Consider the following 23,440-nt stretch of genomic DNA (forward strand, 5'->3'; position numbering starts at 1 on the left):
ACTTGACGATCACTCACCCAAAGGTGGCGCGGGTCGGAGAGAACGTCCACCGTGACAGGGCCGGACGGCGTACGGAAATCCTCTGCACGGGCGTGCGGCCGAGGGCCCGGGCCTGTCTCGGCCCCGGCCGCTCGGCCGCCCTCGTCGGCGCGGGTTCGGCGACGACAGCGGCCCGCACCGTACGGCGTGAACCGCCCTGGAAGGCAAGCGAGTTCACGCCGCGTCAGAGCACCAGCATACGTAGCCGGAAGCCGTGCCGTGAACCGAGCCGGCGCCCCGTTCGGCGGCAACCGTTCGGCGTCGAGCCCCGCCGCCAGCGTCAGTCGAGCGGTGTCTCGGGGATCTGCACGTTGATCAGCTCCCCCGAGCGCGGATCGACCGTGAGGGCGCGGCCCAGCTTTCGGCCGCGCAGGTGGGCATGGGCCAGACGGGCGCCGATGTAGTCGCCTTCCAGGATGCTCTGCGGGGCCAGGAGGACGCCCTTGCGGTGTCGTTTCAGGGCGCCGAGCCAGCCCATCGCTCCCGTCATGGTCTCGGCGGTCGCGGCAATGACGATGCCGATGCCGTGGTCCCGGCCGGACTGGGCCAGGGAGCGGAGGTTCTGGTCGATGTCCGGCAGGACGAACAGGTCGGCGTCGTCCACGACGACCACTTTCGGTCCGCTGCCGGCCTCCAGGGCCTCGGTGAACTCCTCCTCCGTGGGCTCCTTTGCGGTGATCAGCCGTACGCCGGGGTGGTTGCCGAGGGTGCGCAGCGGCGACTCCCGGGGGGCGAGGATGACCAGGCGGGTGCCGGAGGCGAGCAGTGAGACCGACAGGGCGGCCAGCGTGGTGCTGCGGCCGGAGCCGGGTGGGCCGGTGACCGCGAACGCCGGTGAGGTGTCCGCGAAGTCGACGCCCACGGGCGACACATCGTCGCCGCCGAGGCCCAGCAGGCCCCACATGGGCCGGCGCAGCTCCTCGCCCACCTTCTCGTACGCGTCGGTGAAGGTCACCTTCACCGGCAGCGTGCCGATGCCCGCGGGTCTGCGGGCCGCGGGGAGCCCGGCGTCGCGGCGGGTCGCCTCGGCGCCGATGCGGCGCAGCGCCTCGACCTGCTCCTGCCCGGTGGCGCCGGGTGCGAGCAGCGCGACCTGGATCTCGGTGCCCGCGTCGGAGGTCCAGCCGCGGCCGGGCTGGATGATGTCGGGGATGTCGCGCGAGCGCTTGCCGACAGCGTGGTAGTCGGTGCGGTCGTTCAGGCGCAACAGCAGCTTGTTGTCGTTGAGGGCGGTGGCCCGGCCGGACAGCAGGGCGCGTTCGGAGGTGGCGACGACGTGCAGTCCCGCCGCGGCGCCCTCTCTCAGCAGCCGGTTGAGCTGCTCCACGAGACGGCCGCCGTTGTGGTCGGCGACGGCCTCGATGAGGGCGTCCCAGCCGTCGATGAACAGCATGACGTGGGCCGGGCGGGCGGCCGCGGCGACCAGTTCGCGCAGTTCCGTGAGGTTGCCGGCGTGGTGCCCGGTGAGGAGTTCCTGTCGGCGTTCCAGTTCCGCGTCGAGCTTGGCGAAGAGCCGTTCGAGGCGCTCGATGTCTCCGCGGGGCACCACGGCGCCGCAGTGCGGGAGCACGCCCAGCGCCGTGAGCGCGCCGCCGGCGAAGTCGATGCCGTAGAGGTGGACGTCGGCGCTGGAGTGCGCCTGGGCCAATGCGCCGGCCATGGTGCGCAGCACCTGGGAACGGCCGGAGCGCGGGATGCCGATGACGTACAGGTGTCCGAACTCGGCGAGGTCCAGTCGGACCGGGAGCTGCGCCTGGGCCTCGGGTATGTCCGACAGACCCCAGGAGACCGGGGCCAGGCGGGCGCCGCCGGGCTCGTCGGGCTGGGGCAGGTCGTCGATCAGGACGTTCTGACCGAGCGCGGGCAGCCAGGGGCTGGGCTGGGGGGCGCAGCCGGTGAGCTGTGCGGCCTCGGACAGCGCCTCCACGAGGGCGTTGAGGTCGGTGGGGACGTCCTCGGCCGATGTGTCTTCGGCCGTGTCCGCGCCCTGCTCGCTCTCGGGGGTACCGGGCCGGCCGACGGCGCGGCCGAGGCGCTGCCACTGGAGGGTGGTCCCCCAGATCTTCGCCTCCTCGGCCGACTGCCGCTCCTGGCGGGCCTTCGCCTCCGCGGACGGCTTCGCGCCGGGCACGGGGGTGCCTGCGTAGGCGGTCTGGAAGGGGACGACCGTGCCGTGACCGAGGCGGGCCAGGGCGCGGCCGGGGGTGGCCGGGGAGATGCTGACGGCGTCCTTGGTGTCGATGACGTCCTGGCTCTCCGAGGAGTCCGTGACGCGCAGCGCGATCCGCAGGTTGGTGTTGGCCCGGATGTCGGAGTTGACCACTCCGGCGGGGCGCTGGGTGGCGAGGATCAGGTGGATGCCGAGGGAACGGCCGCGCTGGGCGATGCTCACCAGGCCGGGGATGAAGTCCGGGATCTCCCGGTAGAGGGTGGCGAACTCGTCGATGATGATCACCAGCCGGGGCACGGGCGCCAGTTCGGGGTTGCGGCGGCGCATGCCCTGGTACTCGGGCAGGTCCTTGGCACCGGCGTCGGCCAGGATGTGCTCGCGGCGGGTCAGTTCGGCTGCCAGTGAGGTGAGCGCGCGCTGGACCAGATGGCTGTCGAGGTCGGTGACCATGCCGAGGGTGTGGGGCAGGTCGACGCAGTCCTTGAAGGCGCTGCCGCCCTTGTAGTCGACGAGGACGAAGGTGAGTTCGTCCGGCCGGTTCATCGCGGCGAGGGAGGCCACGAACGTCTGGAGCAGTTCGGACTTGCCGGAGCCGGTGGTACCGGCGACGAGTCCGTGCGGGCCGTCCTTCACCAGGTCGAAGGCGACCGGGCCGTCGTAGCCGGCGCCCAGCAGGACGCCGGTGGACGCCGGGCGCTGTGCCCAGCGGGCGGTGATCAGTTCGGCGTTCGGCTGCGGCAGTCCGAGGAGTTCCAGCAGGCCCACCTTGGCGGGCAGGCCCTCGGAGGCGTCCGGGGTGACGTCGCGGATCGGGGCGATGCCCCGGGCCGCGCGCTCGCACCAGTCGGGCTCGACCAGATCCGGGCGGATGTCGGGGATGTCGGGCAGTCCGGTGCGGCGCAGGGTCAGCCGGTGGTTCTCGTGGCGGACCACGGCGGTGCACTCCTCCGGCAGGAGCCGTTCCTCCTGGTCCAGGCAGAGCGGGAAGATCCGCACGCCGGGGCCCTCCTTGAGGATCGACACCACACCGGGTACGTCACGCAGACGCCGGGCGCCGTCCATCACCACCAGGATGTCCGGTTCGCTCAGCAGCGCCTTGCTCATGGTGGACTCTGCGGCCCGCTGCCGGGTGCGGAGGGTGGAGACGAGTTCGGCGACACGGTTGGCGACCGTCTCGGGGTCGTTGCCGATCAGGGTGACGGCGCCGCCCCGGGTGCCGGGCAGGCCGTCCCGGGAGTGGGGCAGCCAGCGCGCCCAGTGCCAGGAGTCCTCCGAGCCCTTGTCGGTGAGGACGACGATCCGCAGGTCGCGCGGGGTGTGCAGGATCGCGGCCTGGGCCGTCATCCAGCGGGCCAGCGCCTGCACCGGTCCGGGCGCGCCGGCCAGACCCACCACGCCGCTGTCGACCAGGTCGACGCTGACGGGAGCGTCCGGGATGGTCCAGTGCACGGCGGTGTGGTTGTCCTCGCGGGCCGTGTCGTCGATGCCGAGCAGGGACGGCTGCGGGGCCGTGCCGAGGCGCAGGGCCAGGTGGTCCGGGTCGCCACGGCGCCGCTCCCACAGCCTGCGGCCCGGGCCGACCGCCCAGAGTCCGGCGACCGCCGGGTCGGGCGCGCTCTCGGTGCGCAACCGCTGCTCCGTGGCGACCTTCTCGCGGACGTCCTCCTCCAGCGAGGCCCGCCGCTGCCGGTAGATACGGGACTTCTCCTCGTAGTCCTTGCGTGCCTGCCGCCGCCCGCTGACGTAGTTCGCCGCGATCAGCACCGGCGAGAGGAACATGAAGATGAGATAGAAGTACGAGTTCAGGAACAGCATCATCGAGACGCCGAACACCATCGGCGCGAGCGCGACCAGCAGCGGGATCGGCCTGCGGCCCGGCGGGTCGGGCGGTCCGGGCAGCCGGAACCGCTCGGGCGCCAGATGGGGCAGGATGCGCGGCGGCCGGTTGTAGTCCAGGCCGCCACCGCCCTCGGACGGCACCACGGCGGCATCCCGGGGTGTGGGTTCGACCAGCCGCAGCAGGTACTCGCCGACGGACAGCTCCGCGCCGACGGCCCAGACGTGCCAGCCGTCGGGGAGGTCCGCGCTGTCGACGACCTCCTGGAACTCCTCGTCCTCCTCGTCCTGCTCCGCGAGCGGCAGCAGCGGGGTGTCGGGCCTGCCCCGGTGCTCCGGCGGCTCCGGCAGGGACAGCTTGGCCGGCCCGCCCTCGCGGAGTTCCACGATGGCCGATCCGTCCGGGCGTACGGTCACCCGGATGCCCTCGCCCGGCATGCCCCGGCCTTCGAGGGGTACGGCCGCGTCCTCCAGTGGGCCGATGCCGTGGGTGCCGAGGCCGAGCGGGTGGATCCGTCCGGCGTCGGGGCCGCCCACGACCTGGAGTTCGACGACCGGTGCATGGTCCACCCGGTGCGGCTGGGGCATGGCGTCGCGCTCGGGGCCGTAGGCGGTGGCGGCCGGCGGCTGCGGGGCTCCGAGGGCGACGACGCTGCCGTCCATCAGCCGGGTGGCGGCCAGCGGGGTGCCCGGGGCGAGGGGTTCGTCGCCGAGGTAGCAGGAGGGCGCGGCCCCTGGTGAGGGCTGCGAGCCGCCGGTCTCGTCTGTGTCCCCGGTGCGCAGCTGGGCCAGGTGTGCGGCTACATCCTCGACGGGGGTGCTGCCGGACGCGGTGAGCAGGACGTCCTGGCTGCCGGTGGCGTCGCCGTCGGCGACGGTGGTGATGAGGAGTTTCACGTCTCCCCTTGCGGGTGGTTCGGGGGTGGGAGCTTCGGGGTGCTTCGGGGTGGCCATCAGGCCTGCGGGTCCGTCCGGGCGGCCTCAGGCCTCCTGATCCGCTCGGGTGCCGGAGGAGGCCGCGGTGGGGCGTTCGTGGGCGGTGGCCGGCTCGGCGAGGAGGTCGGATCCGGTGGTGGTCCGGGCGGGGACCATGGCCTCGGGGGTGGGTTCCGTCGGCCCTTCCTGGAAGAGCTCGGCGTCCTCCAGCAGCCGGGTTTCCTCGGGTTCCGGCAGCGGGCGTTCCGGGGTGCGGAGCCGCCCGGGCACGGTGGTGCCGCGGCGCGGGGTCGACTCCCGGCGCAGTCGGCGGCGGTCGGCCCGGACGGCGGCGACGACGGCTCGGCCCAGGGGAGCCGTGTCCGCGTCGAGGCCCAGTTCCGGCGCGACCACCCGGCCGCGTCCGTCGACGCGGAGGGCCCAGGTGTGCCCCGCCACGCGGCCGTCGGCCAGACAGACGACGGCACCGGAGGCGGCGAGGGCGTTCAGCCGTCGTGCCTGTTCCGGGGTGGGGGCGGCGCAGATGACCACGGTGGTGGCGTGACCGGTTTCCCCGATCTCGCCGGGTTCCTGGCTTCCGTCGGGCTCCGCGGCCGCCTCCTCCAGCTCCCGCAGCAACGCGTCGAGGCTCTGCCCCCGATGCTGCGGGTGGACTCCGGACGCGACGACGACGGAGGCGCCGCTGCCGGGTCGGTCCAGCTGCGCCGCCATGGCCTGGAGCAGCCTGGTCCGGGCGGCGGTGTCCCCCTCCACGGTGATCAGTCGTGGTCCGGCGGCCAGATCGAGGTGGACGCAGGCGTCGTCCGCCATGCCCACGGCGACCGGCAGCGGACGGACGTGCGCACCGGCGCGGGGCCGGGCCGCCGACAGCCCGTCCGCCTCGTCCAGCGGCAGCTCCCAGCGCTGCGGGCCGGGTTCGGCTGCGGCCTCCCAGGGGGCGGGCGGCTCGGGCAGGGAGCGGGCGGCGATCTGCACGCAGGCCCAGCCGGGTTCGGTCCGTACGGCGTGCGGTACGGCCCCGGGTGCGTCGGCCAGGGCCGCCGCTGCCGCGTCCAGCAGCCGTCGTACGAGCAGGCCGCCCCGGGGGTCGGACAGTTGCCGGGCCAGGGCGCGGACGCCGCGGCGGTGGCGTCGGTAGGCGCGCAGTGGTTCACCGAACGCCCGCCGGGTCAGGGTCAGTTCCTGGCCGACGCGGCGCCGGAACCGCCGCCAGCCGCCCCGCTTGCGGACCATGTGCCGCAGGAGCAGGAAGAGCAGCAGCAGGACGACGACGCCCACGATGATGACCGTGAGCACCGAGTCGCTGGGCTTTCCGAGCGCGATGGCGACGCCCTGCGCCGGGCCGGGGCTCGTCACGGCGGCCTCGGTCATGCCGCCGCCAGCGTGTGCTCGGGGTGGCGGCGGCGCAGCTCCCGTATCGCGTGGTGGGTCCGGGATTTCACGGTTCCCGGCGGGATGCCCAGGGCGTCGGCGGCGTCGGGGCCGGTGCAGCCGAGGACGTAGACGTAGAAGAGGACTTCGCGGTGGGGGTGCGAGAGTCGGGAGAGGGCGTGGACCATGAAGCGGCGCTGGACGGCCTGGCTCATCGGGTCCACGGGTTCGAGGTGTTTGTCCAGGGTGTGTTCGTGCGGGATCGCGGTGTGCACGCGCTCGCGCCGGGACCAGTCGATCACCAGATTGTGCGCCACCCTCATCAGCCAGGCCCGGGACGGTGACCAGCCCGGCGGCTGGCTGGCGATGCTCTGCCAGGCGCGTACCAGGGTCTCCTGGACGAAGTCCTCGGCCCGCTGGCGGTCGCCGCGTATCAGGCTCGACACATAGCGCAGCAGGGGTCCGTGGTGTTCTTCGTAGAGCCTGCGGATGGATCTGTCGCCGGAGGGCGTGGCTCCGCCGGCGTCAGGGGCGCTGCTGGGCGCGGCGGTACTGGGCGTGGGCGTTCTCATAGTTCCCCCTGGACCGGCATGGATCGTCTGAGGGCCGGTCCGATCGGGCGCCGCGACGGCGGCGTTGGCTGGGCAGGTCTGAGCACGGGTACCCGGGGTGGACTCACGGTTCATGGGTGGAAGGTGAGGTTCCGCTGGGAGTCTATGAGCGGTTCTGTAAGTTTCAAGACTCCTTGAGAAGAACCTGAGGTTACTGATCAGAACCAAACCTGCCTGGTAGACAGTTCTGAGAAACGACAGCTGACCGACAGGTCCGGGATCCCGGGTGGCCTGAAAACGCCGACAGGGGCGCCGGTCCTGGGGGAAGGAACCGGCGCCCCTGTGTGAAGGGATGCCGACGGAGGGGGAGTTGAGGGTCGGCATCCCGCTCGGGAGGGCGGGCTCAGGTGGGGATGCCGCCGGCGATCTGCGAGTCGAGGTTGTTCACCGCGTTGCAGACGTCACGGAACTGCTTGGAGAACTGGGTGATGTTGTTCACGGCCTCCGTCAACGACTTGTTGAAGTTGGCGTAGGAGGTCTGCATCTTCGGGCTGGTGGCCGTCAGCAGCAGGCCGCCCTGGAGCAGGTTCTCGACATCGGCCTGCAGCGAGGACAGCTGGGGAACCAGGGTGTCGCTGACGGCGGAGTCGAGCTTCTTGGCAGTGCTCTCGATTTCCTCGTCATCGATGACGTTCTTGGGCATGGTGCACCTCAATTTCTGTTGCCGTGCGTCCGGTCACGACCGATCGGTCGCACGGGGCGATGGTGGTACTGCGGGCCGCACACCGGTCGGTTCGGTGTGCGGCGGACCCGGCGGCGCCTTGAGGAGGCACCGCAGGGAGTCATTTGGTGGCCTGGTCGAGTTTCTCCTGCACCTCGGGCCAGATCTGTGCCTGCCAGGTCCGCGTCCCGTTGTTGTACTCGGGAAGGCTCTTGGAGTCCCACAACTGCCAGTCCATGCGGTTGTGGTCCTCCACAGGTCCGGGCTTCCGCCAGGTCTCCAGGACGTTGTTGTTCTCGTCGGTGACCCAGCGGATCCCGCCCGGGCCGTCGTAGTCGATGACCTTCATCATCTGGCCGTCGGGGCGCTCGAAGGTGGTCACGATCAGCGTGGCGTTCCCCTCCGAGGAGATGATCTGCGGTGCGGACTCCTTGTACTTGCCGCCGTCGGCCGGGAGTCCGTCCTTATCGATCAGGGGTTCTTCCACACGCAGGTAGTTGGGGGGCCCGCTGGCACCGGCGTTCGATTCGTCCGTCCACTCGCTGCTCCCGGGCGCCTTCACCCAGAACTCCAGGAGTTGGCCGTTCTCGTCCGTGACGAAACGCCTCTCCGCCCCCTCTCCCCAGTCCTGAGGGTCCTTCTCGTAATAGACCTTCCGGACGGAACCGTCGGAGCTGTGGATCGTCGTCACGGAATCGCCGTCCTCCGACACCGGGCGGTACGTCTCGGAGTAGGTCAGACCCGTGTTCTTGTTGGTGACGGAGGTGGTCGTCTCCACGGGGTTGCCGTTCTTGTCGACCTTGACCTCACCGTTCTCGTCGAGCTGGTACGACACCGTGGTGGTGCTGTTGGCGTCCTCGATGGTGTAGCCGTTCGGGACGAAGGCCTCGTCGGGCAGGTCCTCCAACTGACCGCGCATCCCCCTGAGCTGACCGAGGTCCTCGTCCTTGTCGAAATCCCGGTCGCGGATCTTGTCCTGCTCCTCGCCGTAGCTTTCCTGGAGGTCCTGCTGCCGTTGCAGGACGGGCTGTTCCTCCTCGGTCAGCTTGGCCTGCGCGTCCTCGGTGTCCGACTGGTCGTCCCACAACTCCTGCTGGCGGTCCTGGAGGTCCTTCGACTCCTGGTCCAGGGGGGCCAGTCGCGAATCGAGGTCGGCCCGTTCGGCGTCCAGGACGTCCTGCTCCTCCTTCACGGCGTCCTCGAGCTCCTTCTGGGTGGACTTCTCCAGGGCCCAGAGGTCCTGCTGCTTCTTCTGCAGTTCGTCCTGCCGTTCGGAGAAGGGCTCCTGGTCCCGGCTCAGCTGCTCGCGCGCGTCGTCGATTTCCTTCTGCCGCTCATCCAGCGGGGCGAACGCCTTCTCCCCGTCCCGCTGTTCCTGCTCCAGAGCGTCCCAGCGTTCGGCGAGCCCCTTGCCCTCGTTCTCCCACAGGGCGTCCCGTTCCTTGTCCAGGGCGTCCTGTTTGCGCTGCCAGGCGTCGAGGTCCGCCTGGGTGGCGTTCCCACTGCTCAGCAGGGTCCGTCGTTCCTCCCACAGGGCTTCCTGCTTCTCCTGGAGGGCGTCCTGCTTGGCGTCGTAGGCCTTCTGCTCCTGCTCAAGGGCGGTGGCCTTCTTCTCGATCGCCGCGTCCTGCTCGGCGCGCAGGGCCTTCTCGTCCTCCCAGAGCTGCTGCTGCTTGCGCTGGAGTTCCTCCTGCCGTTTGACCAGGGGCTCCTGCTCCTCGCGGAGGGCCTCGTACTGCTTCGCCAGTTCGTCCCGCTTGGCCTGGAGCTGTTCCTCGCGCTGCGCGAGGAGTTTCTTCTCCTCCTGCCAGAGCTGCTGTTGCCTGGCCTGGAGTTCGTCCTGCTGCTTCACGAGGGGCTCGCGCTTCTTGGCGAGTTCCTCCTGCTCCTTGTTGAGCTCTTCCTGCCGCTTCTGCTGGGCCGCGGTCTGCTCGTCGAGCTTGTCCCGCTTCTCGACCAGGGCGTCCTGTTCCTTCTTCAGGCGCGCCTGCTGGGTCTTGTAGCGGGCCTCCAGGTTTGTGGCCATCGCCTGGCGGCGCTTGCCGTCCAGCGTCTGCTTGCGGATCTGGTTCTGCCGGATGGCCTCGTCCCGGACCTGTGAGGTGACCTGCTGGGCCGTGCCGGCGGCGTGGGAGGCGTCCTGGTCGTAGAAGGCCTTGCCCGCCTTGTCGAGGAGGTTGCCGAGGTCGGTCATGACCTGCCAGCCATCCTGGAACGACTTCTTCCAGGCGCCGTAGAAGTCCTCCAGCGCCTCGGCGGTCTCCCGGCGGGGGCCGATGTCCCCGGCGGCGAACGTCTTGTCCGTCTGCGAGGTGACGTCCAGTTCGTCGCGCAGGTGCCACAGATGGCGTGCGAGGACGGTCATCAGGTCGTAGTCGTAGGAGACGCGCACCATGTCTGCCGTCCTTTCTCGAAGCGGGCGTGTCCGCGGCGGGCTGTGTCCCGACGGCTCGGCCGGGGCGGTGCGTGCCGCGTGCGGTGGCCGACGTGGGAGTCGGTGCCGCGTGCGGTGGCCGGCGTCGGTGCCGAGCCGTCCTGTAGACGAGGGCTCGGGCCCGGATGGTTCAAAAGAATTTTTTCCGCACCGCGTTGACCGGCGGAAACTGTGGCGTGCACCACTTTCTTGAACTCTCAAGGCCCCTTGGTACGTCTGCCTCCGGTACCCCAAGTCCCGGACCGCCTGGAGGATTCCTTGGCCACCTCCGACGAGTGGAGCAGAGTCGGATTCACCGGCAATCCGGTGAGCGGGAATCCGGCCGTCGTCGAGAACATCACCAAGGAGCTGCGCGACCTCAGCGATCTGGCCGGCCGGGTCAGCGGCGGCCTCGACACGCTGCTCACCAAGGCCGAGGACGGCGGCTTCGAGGGGCGGACGGCGGACGCCCTGCGGACGTACGTCAAGAACGAGCTCAAGGTGTTCATGGAGAACATCACCCGCTCGTTCGACATGGCGGCCAACGCCACCGCACGGTACGCCCGCGCCCTCGGTGACTCGCAGGACCGGGCCGAGAACGCCGCGGACACCGTCGCCGCGCTGGAGCGGGTCGGCGGTCAGCCGCTGGCCGCGGACGATCCGGAACTGACGCGCGCCCGCAACGAGGTGGACGCCGAGACGGACGTCATCCAAGCCGAGGCGAAGATCCTGGAGGACGCCCTGCGCGAGGCGGCCCGCCTGGTGTCACGGCCCGTGAAGAAGCCGAAGAAGAGCTTCTGGAAGAAGTTCGTGTCGACGTTCTTCAAGGTCCTGGAGATCGTCGCGCTGGTCATCACCCTCGTCGCGGCCGTCATCGGCGGCCCGCTGGGTCTCGTGGCCTTCGGACTGGGCGCGGTGCTCTTCGCCAAGGCCCTGGTCGACTACGCCATGGGCAACGGCAACGCGCTCAGCCTGGGCCTCGCCTTCCTGGGCATCCTGTTCCCGTCGACGAAGGGCCTGACCACCATCGGCGGGCTGGCCCGGATGGCCTCGGCGGGCACGAAGGCCCTCGGCGGCGCCCTCTCCGCGAGCGGGCGGCTGCTGTTCCGGGGCGGCAGGATGCTGTTCTCCTCCCCCGGCCGGCTGCTGTCGCTGGCCGGGCAGGGCCTGGTCAGGTTCGGCGGGGGGCTCGCCAACGGCACCGCGAGTGGGTTCATGGCGCTGCCCCGCGTGCTGGCCAAGACGCCCGCGATGGTGGGGTCGGCCCTGAGGTTCATGGGCGGATTCGCCCGGAGCACCTTCCGGCAGGGCTGGTCCGCGCTGACCCGCGACTTCTACCAGACCACCGCGTTCGTCGGTGGCAACATGGCCGGCCGGCTGGGTGTCTTCACGATCATGGGCCTGGGCCGGCTCGTCACCACGGCACTCGTGCCGATGCGGTACTCGGAGATCGCGCAGTTCGGCTACCGGGGCGCCTTCCGCATGGGCTTCGTGGAGCGCGGCCTGCACTGGGGCTCTGGCACCGCCGGCAAGCTCACCCGGACGGGCTCCCTCGCCGGGGACCTCACGAACCTGACGGGCCGCAACCTCGACCGGGGCGGCAGCCTGCCCCCGCTGAACGGCAGGAACACCGACAAGCTCGCCGTGCCCGGCACCCCGGAGTTCAACGCGACCCTCGACGAGCTGGCCGAGATCGTGGTGATGCCGGTGACGCCACCTCGCACCCCCGGCTTCAGCTCCGTGACCGGCTCGGGCACTCCCCGTATGCCGGGCCGCCTCGACGACATGGGTGTCCGACTCGACACCCTGAACACCCTCGACACGGTGGGGCTGCCGGTCGGCACGGTCCCCGGCGGACAGCGGCTCGGCCTGGTCGACCCGGTGACCGGCCGGGTGGGCGGCGACCTGATGCCTCCTGGGCCGCGCACCGCAATAGCCCTCTTCGACCAGGCGGACGAGTTCGGCGGCCGAGTCGGCGACGACCTGTTGCCGCCGCGCACCGCGATCGACGAGTTGCGGGACCTCGACACGCTGACCGGTATGGAGCGCACCACGACCGGGCTGCTCAAACCCCTCGACGACCTGGCGGAGCTGAGCTTCGACGGCGAGCTCGGCGGGCTGACCGATTTCCAGGTACGGCAGATCCTGGACGGCGAGATCGACCTGGTGAACGTCACCCCGGACGGGGTCGTCCTGCGCATCGGGAAGACCGACCCGGTGGACGTCCGGGTGCGGCTGAAGGACGGGGTGAAGATCGAGGTCCTCGGCCCGGCCGACCCTCGCGTCCCCACCCTGAGCTCGGCCGCCGGCACCGACCGCCTCGACGAGCTCGGCATCAGGCTCGACGACCTCACCCGGCTCATCCCCGACGCCGGCGACGGCTCGCGCACCGCCCGCGAACTGCTCGGCCTGGGGCCGGTCCGTACGGACCTCACCGCCCCGGTCGCCAAGAGCCCCGCCTTCACCCCGTTGACCCTGCGGGACATCGTCACCGGTGGCGCCACCGGCAAGCTCGCGACCGACCGTTTCCAGGCCTGGGTCCGCGCCCAGTCCACCCAGCTCCAGCTGGACACCGCCGGACGCAGGCTCGGCGAACTCACCGAGCAGGCCGACATACCGCCGCTGAGCCGCGCGCAGGCCGAGCTGGATCTGAGCGCGGCTCAGGTCGGCTTCAGCCAGGCCCGGATCGCGTTCGACCGGCTCGGCATGAACCTGGACACCGTCCGCCGCGACATCACGGTGATGATGACCCGCGTGGACGGCCCGGCCGTCGGCCTGCCCACCGGTGAACTGCGCCTGCTGGACGACCTGGGACAGCCCACCGGCCAGTGGATCACCATGGAGCCCGGGCAGAACCTCACCTGGATACTCAAGACGGACGCCGGAACCGTGGTCCCCGACGTCAAGGTGACCATGGCCGACGGCGTCTTCAACCTCACCGCCCCCGACGGCGTCGTCACCAGGTTCGGCGCGGACGGCCTGCCGACAGGCCTCGGCGATGCCGGATCGGTCGCGCTCCCCCGGCTGCCGGTGACGGGCATGGACGAGGTGGTCCTGCCGGCGCCGCGCGAACTGGACCGGCTGGCGTTCGCCGCCGACCGCTCCGTCGACATCCAGGCCATCAATCCGGCGCCGGTGTGGCGCGGGACCGACGAGACGCTGTGGCGTATCGGCGGCAAGCGCCCCCTCGACCAGATCTTCAGCGAGGGGTTCACCGTCCGCGACCCGCTGGAGACCAGCCTGGACATCATGGTCAGGACCGGCCAGCCGTCCGCGTTCGTGAGCACCACCACCGACAAGAACCTCATCTGGGACGGCATCTTCAAGTTCGAGATCGAGGCCTCCGGCGGCATCGACGTCGGCAAGACCTTCGAGCGCTCCATGGGACCGGACGCCTGGCGGGCGTCGGGCTGGGCGTCGGAGAACGAGATCGCCTTCCCGGGCGGTATCGCCCCGGAGTTCATCCGTGGCGCGTACCGGATGGACGCCCAGAACAACCTCCTGGAGTGGATCCCGAACCCCAACTTCCAGGGCAGCAACCCCCTGCCCGAGCTGGCGGCCGATCTGAAGGTCCCCGGGGAGGGCACGTCGGGCGTCAGCGCACTGGACTTCCAGGGCTTGTCCCTCGACGATCAGCTGCGGCTGCTGGACCAGCTCGACCTGGGCGAGACCAGGGCCTTCGACGACCTCGACTCCCTGAACGGGGTCAACGCCCTGGACGAGGCCGGCAGCCAGGTGGACGATCTCGGCTATCTGTCGGACGACTTCCAGTTCGACCGCTTCGACGCGCCTGCTCCCCGGACCGAGACCGTGCTGGTGGACCCGCAGGACTTCTCCGGGGTGACCGGCTTCCGGATGGAGTGGCAGCGCGCCCCGCTGGAGGACGGCGGCTTCACGTTCACCGACCAGGCCGGGGACATCCGGCTGGTGTTCAACGCCGACGAGGTCCGGCAGTTCACGGACATTCGGCTCCCGATCGGCGACGGCTTCGTCCGCTTCGACACCGATGCGGGGCCGGGGTCCCTGCCCCGCATCGTCGGCCAGGACGGAGTGCCGATGCCCGGCGGTGCGGTGATCGAACCGGTCAGGGGCGCGCTGGGCGTGGTCACGGGTGTACGGGTCCAGTCACTCGACGGGGCTTGGATGGCCCGGTTCGACCTGGACGGTACTCGGCTGTCCGAGCAGCTGCCCCTGTCCCGTCCCGCCGGCGGCCCATTGACCGGGTCCCGGCTGACCACGACATTCACACAACTGCCGGGCGGCACGCAGTCGGCGACGTACCGGCTGACGGTGCCGGGGCTGGGCGACGGCGCCTTCAACGTCGTACGGCTGGACGGGGATCTGGCTCAGCGGCTGCCGGGCGGGTTCGCCGTGACCGACACGGCGACCGGGACGCGGTTCGTGTTCGACCGGGGCGGACGGTCCGTGGACCTGCCGGTGGACGAGGCGGCGCCGATACGGCTGGACGTGTCCGGGTCGGCGACGCCTGACTCGACGGTGGGCCTGGCCTCGACCCTCGACAACCTCGGCGATCTCGACAACCTCGGCCGGCTCGGTGACCTGGGCGATGTCGGTGACCTCGGCCGTCTGGGCGAGCTCGGTGAGGCGGGCTCGCTGAACCGGCTCTCGCTTCCCGATCTGCCGCGTACGGACCTGATGCCGCAACCCGCCGGTTTCGACGCCCGGTTCGCCTCGACGGTGGCCGACGGCGCCCCGACGCCGGTGAATCCGTCCCGGTTCGACGGCATCGCCCTGTCCGGGGCGGACGAGCTGACGAATCTGCGGCTTCAGGTCACGGAGTTCCCGGCGACCGATCTCGCGCCGGCGTCGTTCCGGATCGACGTCCTGGACTTCGGCGCTCCCGGCGGCCCGGTGCGGCTGGAGAACGTGAACGTCACCCTCCGCGAGGGCGGCGGGCTGAGCATCACGGGGCCGCAGGGCGGTGTGCGCTGGCAGTTCGACGCGCTCGGGCAGCTGGAGTACCGAGAACTGCCTCTGAACGGAACCGACTTGGCGCTGCGCTTCACCGACGACGCCCTGAATCCGATGCCGCGCGTGGTCGGCCCGGACGGGGTGCCGGTCCAGGGCGCGACGCTCACCCCGGTCCGGGACGCGACCGGCACCCTGACCGATCTGACCGTGCGCGTACCCATGCCGGACACGGACGGGCTCACGGCGGTGTGGCGGTTCGAACCCGGCGGCACACTGCGCCGACAGGTGCTGCCGCTCGCGTTCCCGGGCCTCGACGGCACCACCGGCCTGGGCGTCAAGGTGACGATCACCCCCGGCACGGGCGGCACCACGACGAGGATCATCGAACTCACCGGCCCGTCAAACCTCACCGGTTCCTTCCGGCTCGGCCCGATGGACGGCTCCCTCGCCGGACGGCTGCCGAACGGCTTCACGGTCACCGACACCGTCACCGGCGCCCGCTTCCACTTCGACGCCGACGGCCGCCTCGCCATCCGGGACATGCCCGCTCGCGACGGCTCCGGCTTCCTCCGCTTCGCCGAGGACGCGGCACCCGGCACCCCGCCGATCCGGCTCGACGAACTCGGCGATCTCGGGGACTTCACCGGTGACCTGGGCGATGTGGCGCGGATCTTCGACCGTACGCTCGACGAGGCGTCGGGCTTCCGTGCCGTACCGGATGCGGTCGACCCGTCGGACCTCACGGGCGTACGGGCCCTCGACTTCCAGGCCACGGACCTGCCGTTGTCCCGTATGGACGGGCTGACCGACGTCACCCGACTCGGCCCGGACGGACAGCCGTTGCACATCGACGGTCTGAACCGCCTCACCGGCCCGGACGGACAACTGCTCCCCCTCGAAGACCTCAGTCGTCTCCTCAGCCCCAATGGAGAACCGCTACCGCTCGACGAACTCAACCGCCTCCTCGACGGCCCGGACTCGCCGCGCGTCGACTCGGACCTCTCGAATCTCAGCGAGATGTCGGACGTCGACCTCACGGCCTTCCAAGCACGCCTCGACGACATCAGGCAGGACGTGGCACCGCCCACCCACGTACCGCTGTCGGGTGTGGACGACCTGTCGGGCTTCGACCTGCGGCTGACCCGGATGCCGGTGAGCGAGACGACACCGCCGGGGACCTTCCGGCTGCAGCTGGTCGAGCGGGCCGCCGGTGATGCCGGGCCGGTGCGCGCGTCGGACTTCACGGTCGATCTTCTCGACGACAGCGGCCGGTTCGTGGTCACCGATCCGAGCGGCACGACCCGCTTCACGTTCGCGCCCGACGGCACCTTCCTCGGGCGGGAAACGACGCTGGCGTTCGACGGGCTGCCGCAGGGGATGCGTCTCAATGTGACGGTCACCCCCCTGGGGGACGGCACCAAGCGGCTCGCGGTCGATGTGACCGGCCCCCCTGGCACCACCGGATCCATCCGGTTCACCGGGGTGAACAGCACGTTGTCCGCGCGGCTGCCCGGCGGCTTCACCCTCACCGACACCCTCACCGGCTCGCGTTTCCACTTCGACCACACCGGCCGCCTCGCCTTCCGGGACCTTCCGGCGGAGGACGGCTCCGGATTCCTGCGGTTCACCGAGGGCGCCGGGCCCGACACCCCACCCATCAGGCTCGACGAACTCGGCGACTTCGGCGGCGACTTGGGGGAGCGCTTCGGGCTCGACTCGATTCCGGAGAACGCCGTCCCGGAGGGCCACGCCCTCGATCACATCGATCTCGCGCATGTCTTCGACCGCACGCTCGACGAGGCATCGAGCCTGCGTACGGCGCCGGAGGGCGCCCCGGCGAACATGTCCGACATCGCCGGTGCCATGGACTTCCTGCATGTCACGCCCGAGTCCCAGGCCATGCGGCCGCTGGACCTGCCGGGCGTCCAGCGGCTCACCGACGAGGCGACCACCTCGCTCGACAGGTTCGGTCTGCGCCCGGAGCTGCTGGGCGACCAGTTGCGGGAGATGACCGGGCAGGCCCGTCTGGTACTGCGACGGCAGGCCATCACGGCCCTCAACGACTATTGGGACCTGCCGCTCGCGACCCGCCTCGAAGACCTGCGGTCCGCGACCCCGACAGGGCGTGTCCTCGGCGACTTCACCGTCACGCCGACCCCGAACGGCGGCCCCGGCGGCAGCCGCTTCGTGGTGCACCACAACCCGTCGGACGTGACGCTGGGCTACGACGCGAACCGCCAACTGGTCTACCAGGAGGTCTTCCTGAGGGGCGGCCCGGCCGACCTGGACGGGCTGAAGCTGGGGGTCACCGGCCGGCCTGCGGACGGCGGGGCGTGGACGCCCACCTCGGTCGACTTCGTCGGCGCCCGCCCGGCCGACAACCTCGTCACGGTCGCCCCGAGCACGGAACTGCCCGGTGGTCTCACCCTCACCGACGCGGCCGGCACCACGCGCCGGCACTTCGGCCCCGACGGCGTGCACGCCTTCCGGGACGTCCAGTTGCCCGGCGACCGGGGCGTCCTCCGCTTCGAACCCGGCGGCGCACCCCGGCTGCTGGACTCCACGGGCCATCAACTGCCCGGGTTCCGTGCGGAGTTCCTCGACGACGGCCGGATCGCCCTCGTCCCCACCGGCAAGGGCGCCCAGCCGCTGGAGCGGACGGTGTTCGACCCGGCGGGCACCCTGCTGGAGGAGACGATCGCGATCCGTGGCAAGGGCGCTGCCCCGACCGGGGAGTTCTGGAAGATCGACCATGTCGCGGGCAAGGCCGTCCGTCTCGACACCTCCCACAACCCGCTCAGCGGACGGTTCGACACCGCCACCGTGGAGAAGTCCGCCACGGGGCAGTTCAAGCTGACCGGCACCCAACCGGGCAAGGTGACCCTCTTCGAGCGCGAGACCCTGAAGAACGGCAACGTCGTGCACGTCCACCGGGACCGCTTCGGGCGGGCCCGCTGGACCGAGTTCGACGCCGCCGGGGACTTCTCCCGCCACGGCCGCCGGATCTGGGACGCGGACCAGCGGACCGTCCACGACGTACCGTCCGGCTCCTGGCAACGCCTGATCAACAACGCCGGCGACGTACGGACGTACAGCAAAGGCGCCGACGGCGGTCTCGTCCGTGCCGAGAAGGAGATCGACGGCCGGTGGACGTGGCAGCGCTTCGACAAGGAGGGCGTCCAGTCGCTGTCCGGCACCCGGCAGTGGAGCTGGGACCGCGTCGGGTTCAAGGACACCTTCGTCGACCCCGCCACGGGTCTGGAGACGGTGGCGCAGCGGCGCGGCATGACCTGGCCGTTCGGCGGCCAGCACGGCTCCCGGATGCACCAGGAGTTCTCGGTGGTGCCGGGCCACGCGCCCGCCGGGGGCCGCATCGATCCGGGTTCGTACACCGGTACGAGCCCGGCGAACGCCCAGATCGAGAGCCTGGAGGCGCTGGTGGACGGCGGCAGCCTGCTCGTGAAGCGGTTCGCCGACATGCGCCCGCCGGCGGTCCGGTGGAAGAACGCCGCCGGCCGCAGCCCGTTCGACGGTTTCTTCCGCGACCTGTTCGCCGGTGACTCCCTGCACCGGGTCAGCTTCTGGACCGAGACCGCCGCCGACGGCACCAAGCTGACCGGTGTACGCCTGAACCCGGGCGGCTCCAACTGGGTCGACATCGACCAGTACGGCCGTATCGTGCGCGAGACCCGCAAGCTCGACAACGGCAACACCATCGAGGTCGGCCGCAGCCTGGACGACCCCACGCGCTGGGCGCCCGCCCCGGAGTACCGCAACGGCGGCTCGTACGAACTGTCCTGGCGGGACACGACGAGCGACACCACCGGAACCCGGCACGTCGACGGCAACGGGCGCTGGCGGGACCTGTTCACCGACGACAACGGCGTCGAACGGGTCCGGATGCGCAGCGAGGGCCGGGACAGCCGCGAGTACCTGTTCGAGGCGCCCTCCACCGCGGACCTCGCCGTCAACGACAAGGCGGGCCTCTGGGTCGACAAGAACTCCCTGCTGCACGTCACCGGCCGCCGTGACCTGATCGGCGGTGTGATCGTCGAGTCGTCCGGCAGCCCCTACCGCACCAGCTGGACCTGGAAGTCCTTCTCCGCCGACGACCCGGCCACCGTGGTCGCCGAGGGCGTCCGCAAGCAGAACCGCGGTTCGTTCTACTCCGCGACGTGGGACGACTCGTTCGTCGACCTCGACGGGCTCGGCAACCGGATCCGCGAGCGCAACGCCACCGACATGGCGGGTTCCTGGGTCGACGCGCTGAAGCAGCCCGACGGGAGCTGGAAGTGGGCCAAGACCTCGGCCGACGGCACGGTCCACTCCGAGGGCACCCGCGTGTACGACGACATCGCGGGCGGCGGCCACTGGCGGGACCTCGTGGACGAGCAGGTGGTCCGGCAGCGCGAGGGCGGCCGGGTCCGTGAGTTCGACTTCAAGATCATCGAGCCCGAGCCGCCCGCCGCCCTGCCCGCCGCCCCCTCGCTGCGTGATCTGCTCGCGCACTCGGCCCGGCAGTTCGAGCCGCCGAAGACGGTCGAGGTGAACACACAGGTCTGGAAGGAGTACGACGTCGGCAAGGTCTTCCGTGAGCGGGTCGCCGTGGACGACATACCCGGCCGGTTCCGTGAGGTCGACAAGCAGTGGGGCCAGTGGCGGGAGTTCCAGGACGGCCACCTGGTCGAGCAGCGGACTTTCACCGGGCGGGTCTGGAAGACCGACGCGTTCGGCCGGTTCAGCACCTCGGGCCCGGCCATGATCCCCGAGTTCCTGGCCGGCGCGCTGCCCCGTATGGGCGGCGAGGTCGGTCTGCCCGGCGACGCCGGCTGGCGGCTCATCGGCCGGGAGACCGACTTCCGCGGCCTGGAGATCGAGGCCCTCGGTCTGCTGCGGGAGGTCCAGGACCCCTGGCACGGCGTGTTCCAGGGCGTCAGGGACGGGGTGTCCGTCGAGATGCCGGTGTGGCAGCGCGAACTGCGCTCCGCGCTCACCTCGTTCGCCACGGGCTTCGTCACCGACTTCACCACGAACCTGATGATCACCGAACTCACCAACACCGGCAACCTCAAGCGGGAGGACTACTTCAAGGCCCTGCTGAACGGCGCGGTCGGCGGCACCTTCAGTGGCGGCCTCAACATCGTGTACAACCGCACCCCGCTGGGCTACTTCAAGAGCAGCCTGGGCGCCCGCGACTGGGGCGGGCACCCCAAGCAGTCCATGGCCACCAACACCGACGACTGGGCCACCGACTGGGCCGCCCAGGAGAAGCCGACCCGTTGGCGCACCGCCACGTACGCCAACACCGTGGGCATCGCCACCAGCGCGCTGAGCGGCTTCGTCAGCAACGCCATCAGCGCGTCGATCTTCGGAGTCAACGGCAACGAGGTGAAGGGCGCGGACGCACTGCTGGCCGGTCTGTGGGGTGCGGGTGCCTTCGCGTTCAGCGGTGTCACCACCGGCCTCGCGCGCAACGCCTTCCACCTCACCACCGGTGCCCGGGTCTTCCACAAGGGCGGCCTCGGCGACCTGGCCATGGGCTGGGGCGAGTCCGCGCTGGCCCGGTACATCAACTGGCTGATCATCGAGGAGGACACGAAGAACGACAACAACCTGCCCAGCCCCGGCCGATCGTTCCCGACCGCGCCGACGACCACCACGTCCACGCCGGCGGCGCAGCCACCGGCCGCCGCCACGTCCGACTCGCCCGCCTCGCCCGCCTCGCCCATCGAGGGAATGGAGTTCCTGTGACCCCCACCGCCACCGTGCACCGGGTCGCCCCGAAGGGCCGCGGTGCCCACCGCAGCATCGCCTCCGCCGTACGCGCCGCCCGCGACGGCGACGAGATCCGCATCGCGCCCGGCAGTTACGTCGAGCAGCTGGTCCTCGACCGTGGGGTGCGGCTGCTGCCGGAGGACGGCCCGGAGCACGCCGTACGGGTGCTGGCCGCGTCCCCCGGGCGGCCGGTGCTGGAGATCACCGCCCGGGACGTACGCGTCGAGGGCATCGCCCTGACCGGGCAGGACCCGGGGCTGCCCGCCGTCCTGGTGAGTTCCGGAGATCTGGAGCTGGACGCCTGCGAGATCTCCGGCGGGCGGGTCGAGGCGGGCGGCGACGCGTCCCTGACACTGACGCGCTGCCGGGTCTTCGGCGCGCGGCTGGCCGGGGTGCACGTCAACACCACCGGTTCGGCGCGGCTGACGCGGGTCGTGGTCGAGGACGTCGACGGGACCGGTGTCGTCGTCGGCTCCCGGGCCGACACCGAGGCCACCGACCTGACGGTACGGGGGGTCACCGGCTCGGGAGTCCGTGTCCGGGGAGGCGCCTGGGCGGTGCTGCGCGAGTGCCGGATCTCCGGTCCCGGACGCAGCGGGCTGCTGGTGGAGGACGAGGCGTCCGTCGCCGCGCTGGACTGCCGGGTGGAGGAGACGGCAGCCGAGGGCGTACGTGTGCTGGGCAGTTCCCCCCGTCCCCAGGACCGTGAGAGCACGGACGGCGGGGTCCTCCTCACCCGCTGCGAGGTGCTGCGCACCGGCACGGACGCGGTCGCGCTCTCCGGCACGGGCGACGCACTGTTGCTGAACTGCCGGCTGCGCGACGGCTCCGGGCCCGGGGTGAGCGTGGAGGGCGAGAGCCGGGCCGAGCTGGTGGACTGCCAGGTGGACCGGCCGCACGGCTCGGGGCTGGTGGCCCGGGGCAGCGGTCGGCTGTCCGCCGAGGGCACCTCCGTGACCGGCAGCCGGGCGAACGGTCTGCTCGCGGGCGACCGTTCCGAGGTGCGCATGGACTCCAGTGACATGACGGCGTGTTCGTTCAGCGCGGTGCACGCCTGCGACGACTCCCGGGTGACGCTCACCTCGTGCCGTATCGGCTCGACCGCCGAGCACGGTATCCGGGCCACCGACCGGGCCGGGCTCACCGTCGAGGGCGGCCGGATCACGGACTGCGGACTGTCCGGGGTACAGATCGACGGCGCCGCCGAGGCGCGGATGCGCGGGCTGTCCGTGGTGCGCGGCCGGGCCGGGATCACCACCGAGTCGACCGGGACGGTGGTGCTGGAAGAGTGTGACGTCGTGGACGCCGAGCGGGCCGGGATCTCCTGCGGCACCGAGACCACTCCGGTGCTGCGGGACTGCCGGATCAGCGGGACCGGGACGGCGGGCCTGGTGATCGGCGAACGCGCCACCCCCAGTGTCGAGGGCTGCACGGTCCGGGACGCGGCCGGCTCCGGCCTGGTGGTGGGGCCGCGCGCCGAGCCCCGCGTCAAGTCCGTCACCGTGGCCAGGACCGGCAAGAACAGCCTGTTCGTCGGCGAGAAGGCCCGCGGCACCTTCGAGGACTGCGTCTTCGCCGGAGCGGGCCGCGACGGCGCGGCCTTCCCGGCGCTGCACGTGTCGTCCGGCGGCGCGCCCGTGCTGCGCGGCTGCCTGGTCCGTGACGCGGAGGAGGACGTGGCGCTGGAGAAGGGCGCCCGTCCGGTGTTCGACGACTGTGTGGCCCGGGACGTGAAGAACCCGTCTCTGCCGACCGGCGCGGAGCAGGCGCTGCCGGCCGCCTCCGGCCCGGACTCGGCGGCTGCCGGAACCTCCGCGCGGGAGACCGAGGCGCCGCCGGAGGACACCCTGGAGGACCTGTTGGCCGAGTTGCAGGGGCTGGCCGGTCTGGATCGGGTCAAACACGATGTGTCGTCGCTGGTCAAGCTGATGCAGATGGTCCGCCGCCGCGAGGAGATGGGCCTGGCCCCGCCCCCGCTCAGCCGCCATCTGGTCTTCGCCGGGAACCCCGGTACGGGCAAGACGACCATCGCCCGCCTCTACGGCCGCATCCTGGCCGCCGTCGGCCTCCTGGAGCGCGGCCACCTGGTGGAGGCCGACCGCTCCGCCCTGGTCGGCGAGTACGTCGGGCACACCGGGCCGAAGACCACCCGTGTCTTCCAACAGGCCCGTGGAGGGGTGCTGTTCATCGACGAGGCGTACTCCCTCACCCAGTACGCCGGGTCCAACGACTTCGGCCAGGAGGCGATCGCCACCCTGGTGAAGCTGATGGAGGACCACCGCGACGACGTGGTGGTGATCGTGGCCGGATACCTCAAGGAGATGGAGGTCTTCGTCCGCTCCAACCCCGGTCTGGCCTCCCGCTTCAACCGCACACTCCTCTTCGAGGACTACAGCGGCCCCGAGCTGGTCAGCATCGTCGAGCACCAGGCCGCACAGCACCAGTACGGACTCGGCCCGGACACCCGCGAGGCGCTGACCGCGCGCTTCGACGCCATGCCCCGGGAACGGGGCTTCGGCAACGGCCGTACGGCACGCCAGCTGTTCCAGGCCATGACGGAACACCAGGCGTACCGCATCGCCGAACTGCCTCAGGCCTCGGAGTCCGACGTGATGACGCTTCTGCCGGAGGACATCCCGCAGTCCCCGTGATCCCGCAGTCCCCGCAGTCTCTGAACCGGCAGCCCCGCTGAAGCT

Annotated in this window: 7 protein-coding genes; 2 read left to right on the top strand and 5 right to left on the bottom strand. The window is 71.2% G+C overall.

Annotation, left to right across the window (positions count from 1 at the left end):
- Positions 1-319: 319 nt before the first annotated feature.
- From F3T56_RS20460 to F3T56_RS20480, 5 genes are all read right to left on the bottom strand, one after another.
- Entirely contained in the window at positions 320-4,942 is a 4,623-nt protein-coding gene (locus tag F3T56_RS20460) for an FtsK/SpoIIIE domain-containing protein (RefSeq protein ID WP_246203720.1), read from the bottom strand.
- Between the two features lie 84 nt (positions 4,943-5,026).
- The gene (locus F3T56_RS20465) at positions 5,027-6,352 is read right to left on the bottom strand and encodes a hypothetical protein (RefSeq protein WP_149826641.1); all 1,326 of its coding nucleotides are present in this window, start codon (positions 6,350-6,352) and stop codon (positions 5,027-5,029) included.
- On the bottom strand, positions 6,349-6,924 hold the full coding sequence (locus F3T56_RS46275) for a sigma-70 family RNA polymerase sigma factor (protein ID WP_172639045.1): 576 nt from the start codon (positions 6,922-6,924) through the stop codon (positions 6,349-6,351). The genes F3T56_RS20465 and F3T56_RS46275 overlap by 4 nt, the downstream gene beginning before the upstream one ends.
- Positions 6,925-7,306: 382 nt before the next feature.
- Positions 7,307-7,606: a hypothetical protein gene (locus tag F3T56_RS20475; RefSeq protein ID WP_149826643.1), complete on the bottom strand. Its 300-nt coding sequence runs from the start codon at positions 7,604-7,606 to the stop codon at positions 7,307-7,309.
- 139 nt (positions 7,607-7,745) lie between these two features.
- Positions 7,746-10,019, bottom strand: coding sequence for a coiled-coil domain-containing protein (locus F3T56_RS20480; protein ID WP_149826644.1), 2,274 nt, complete (start codon positions 10,017-10,019; stop codon positions 7,746-7,748).
- A gap of 297 nt (positions 10,020-10,316) precedes the next feature.
- Here F3T56_RS20480 and F3T56_RS20485 point away from each other — a divergent pair, with 297 nt between their 5' ends.
- Positions 10,317-20,720: a scabin-related ADP-ribosyltransferase gene (locus F3T56_RS20485; RefSeq protein ID WP_149826645.1), complete on the top strand. Its 10,404-nt coding sequence runs from the start codon at positions 10,317-10,319 to the stop codon at positions 20,718-20,720.
- Positions 20,717-23,395, top strand: a complete 2,679-nt coding sequence (locus F3T56_RS20490; RefSeq protein WP_149826646.1) for a right-handed parallel beta-helix repeat-containing protein — start codon at positions 20,717-20,719, stop codon at positions 23,393-23,395. Before F3T56_RS20485 ends, F3T56_RS20490 begins: the two co-directional genes overlap by 4 nt.
- Positions 23,396-23,440: the final 45 nt, after the last annotated feature.

The sequence above is a fragment of the Streptomyces tailanensis genome, from assembly GCF_008386495.1.
Lineage (GTDB): Bacteria > Actinomycetota > Actinomycetes > Streptomycetales > Streptomycetaceae > Streptomyces > Streptomyces tailanensis.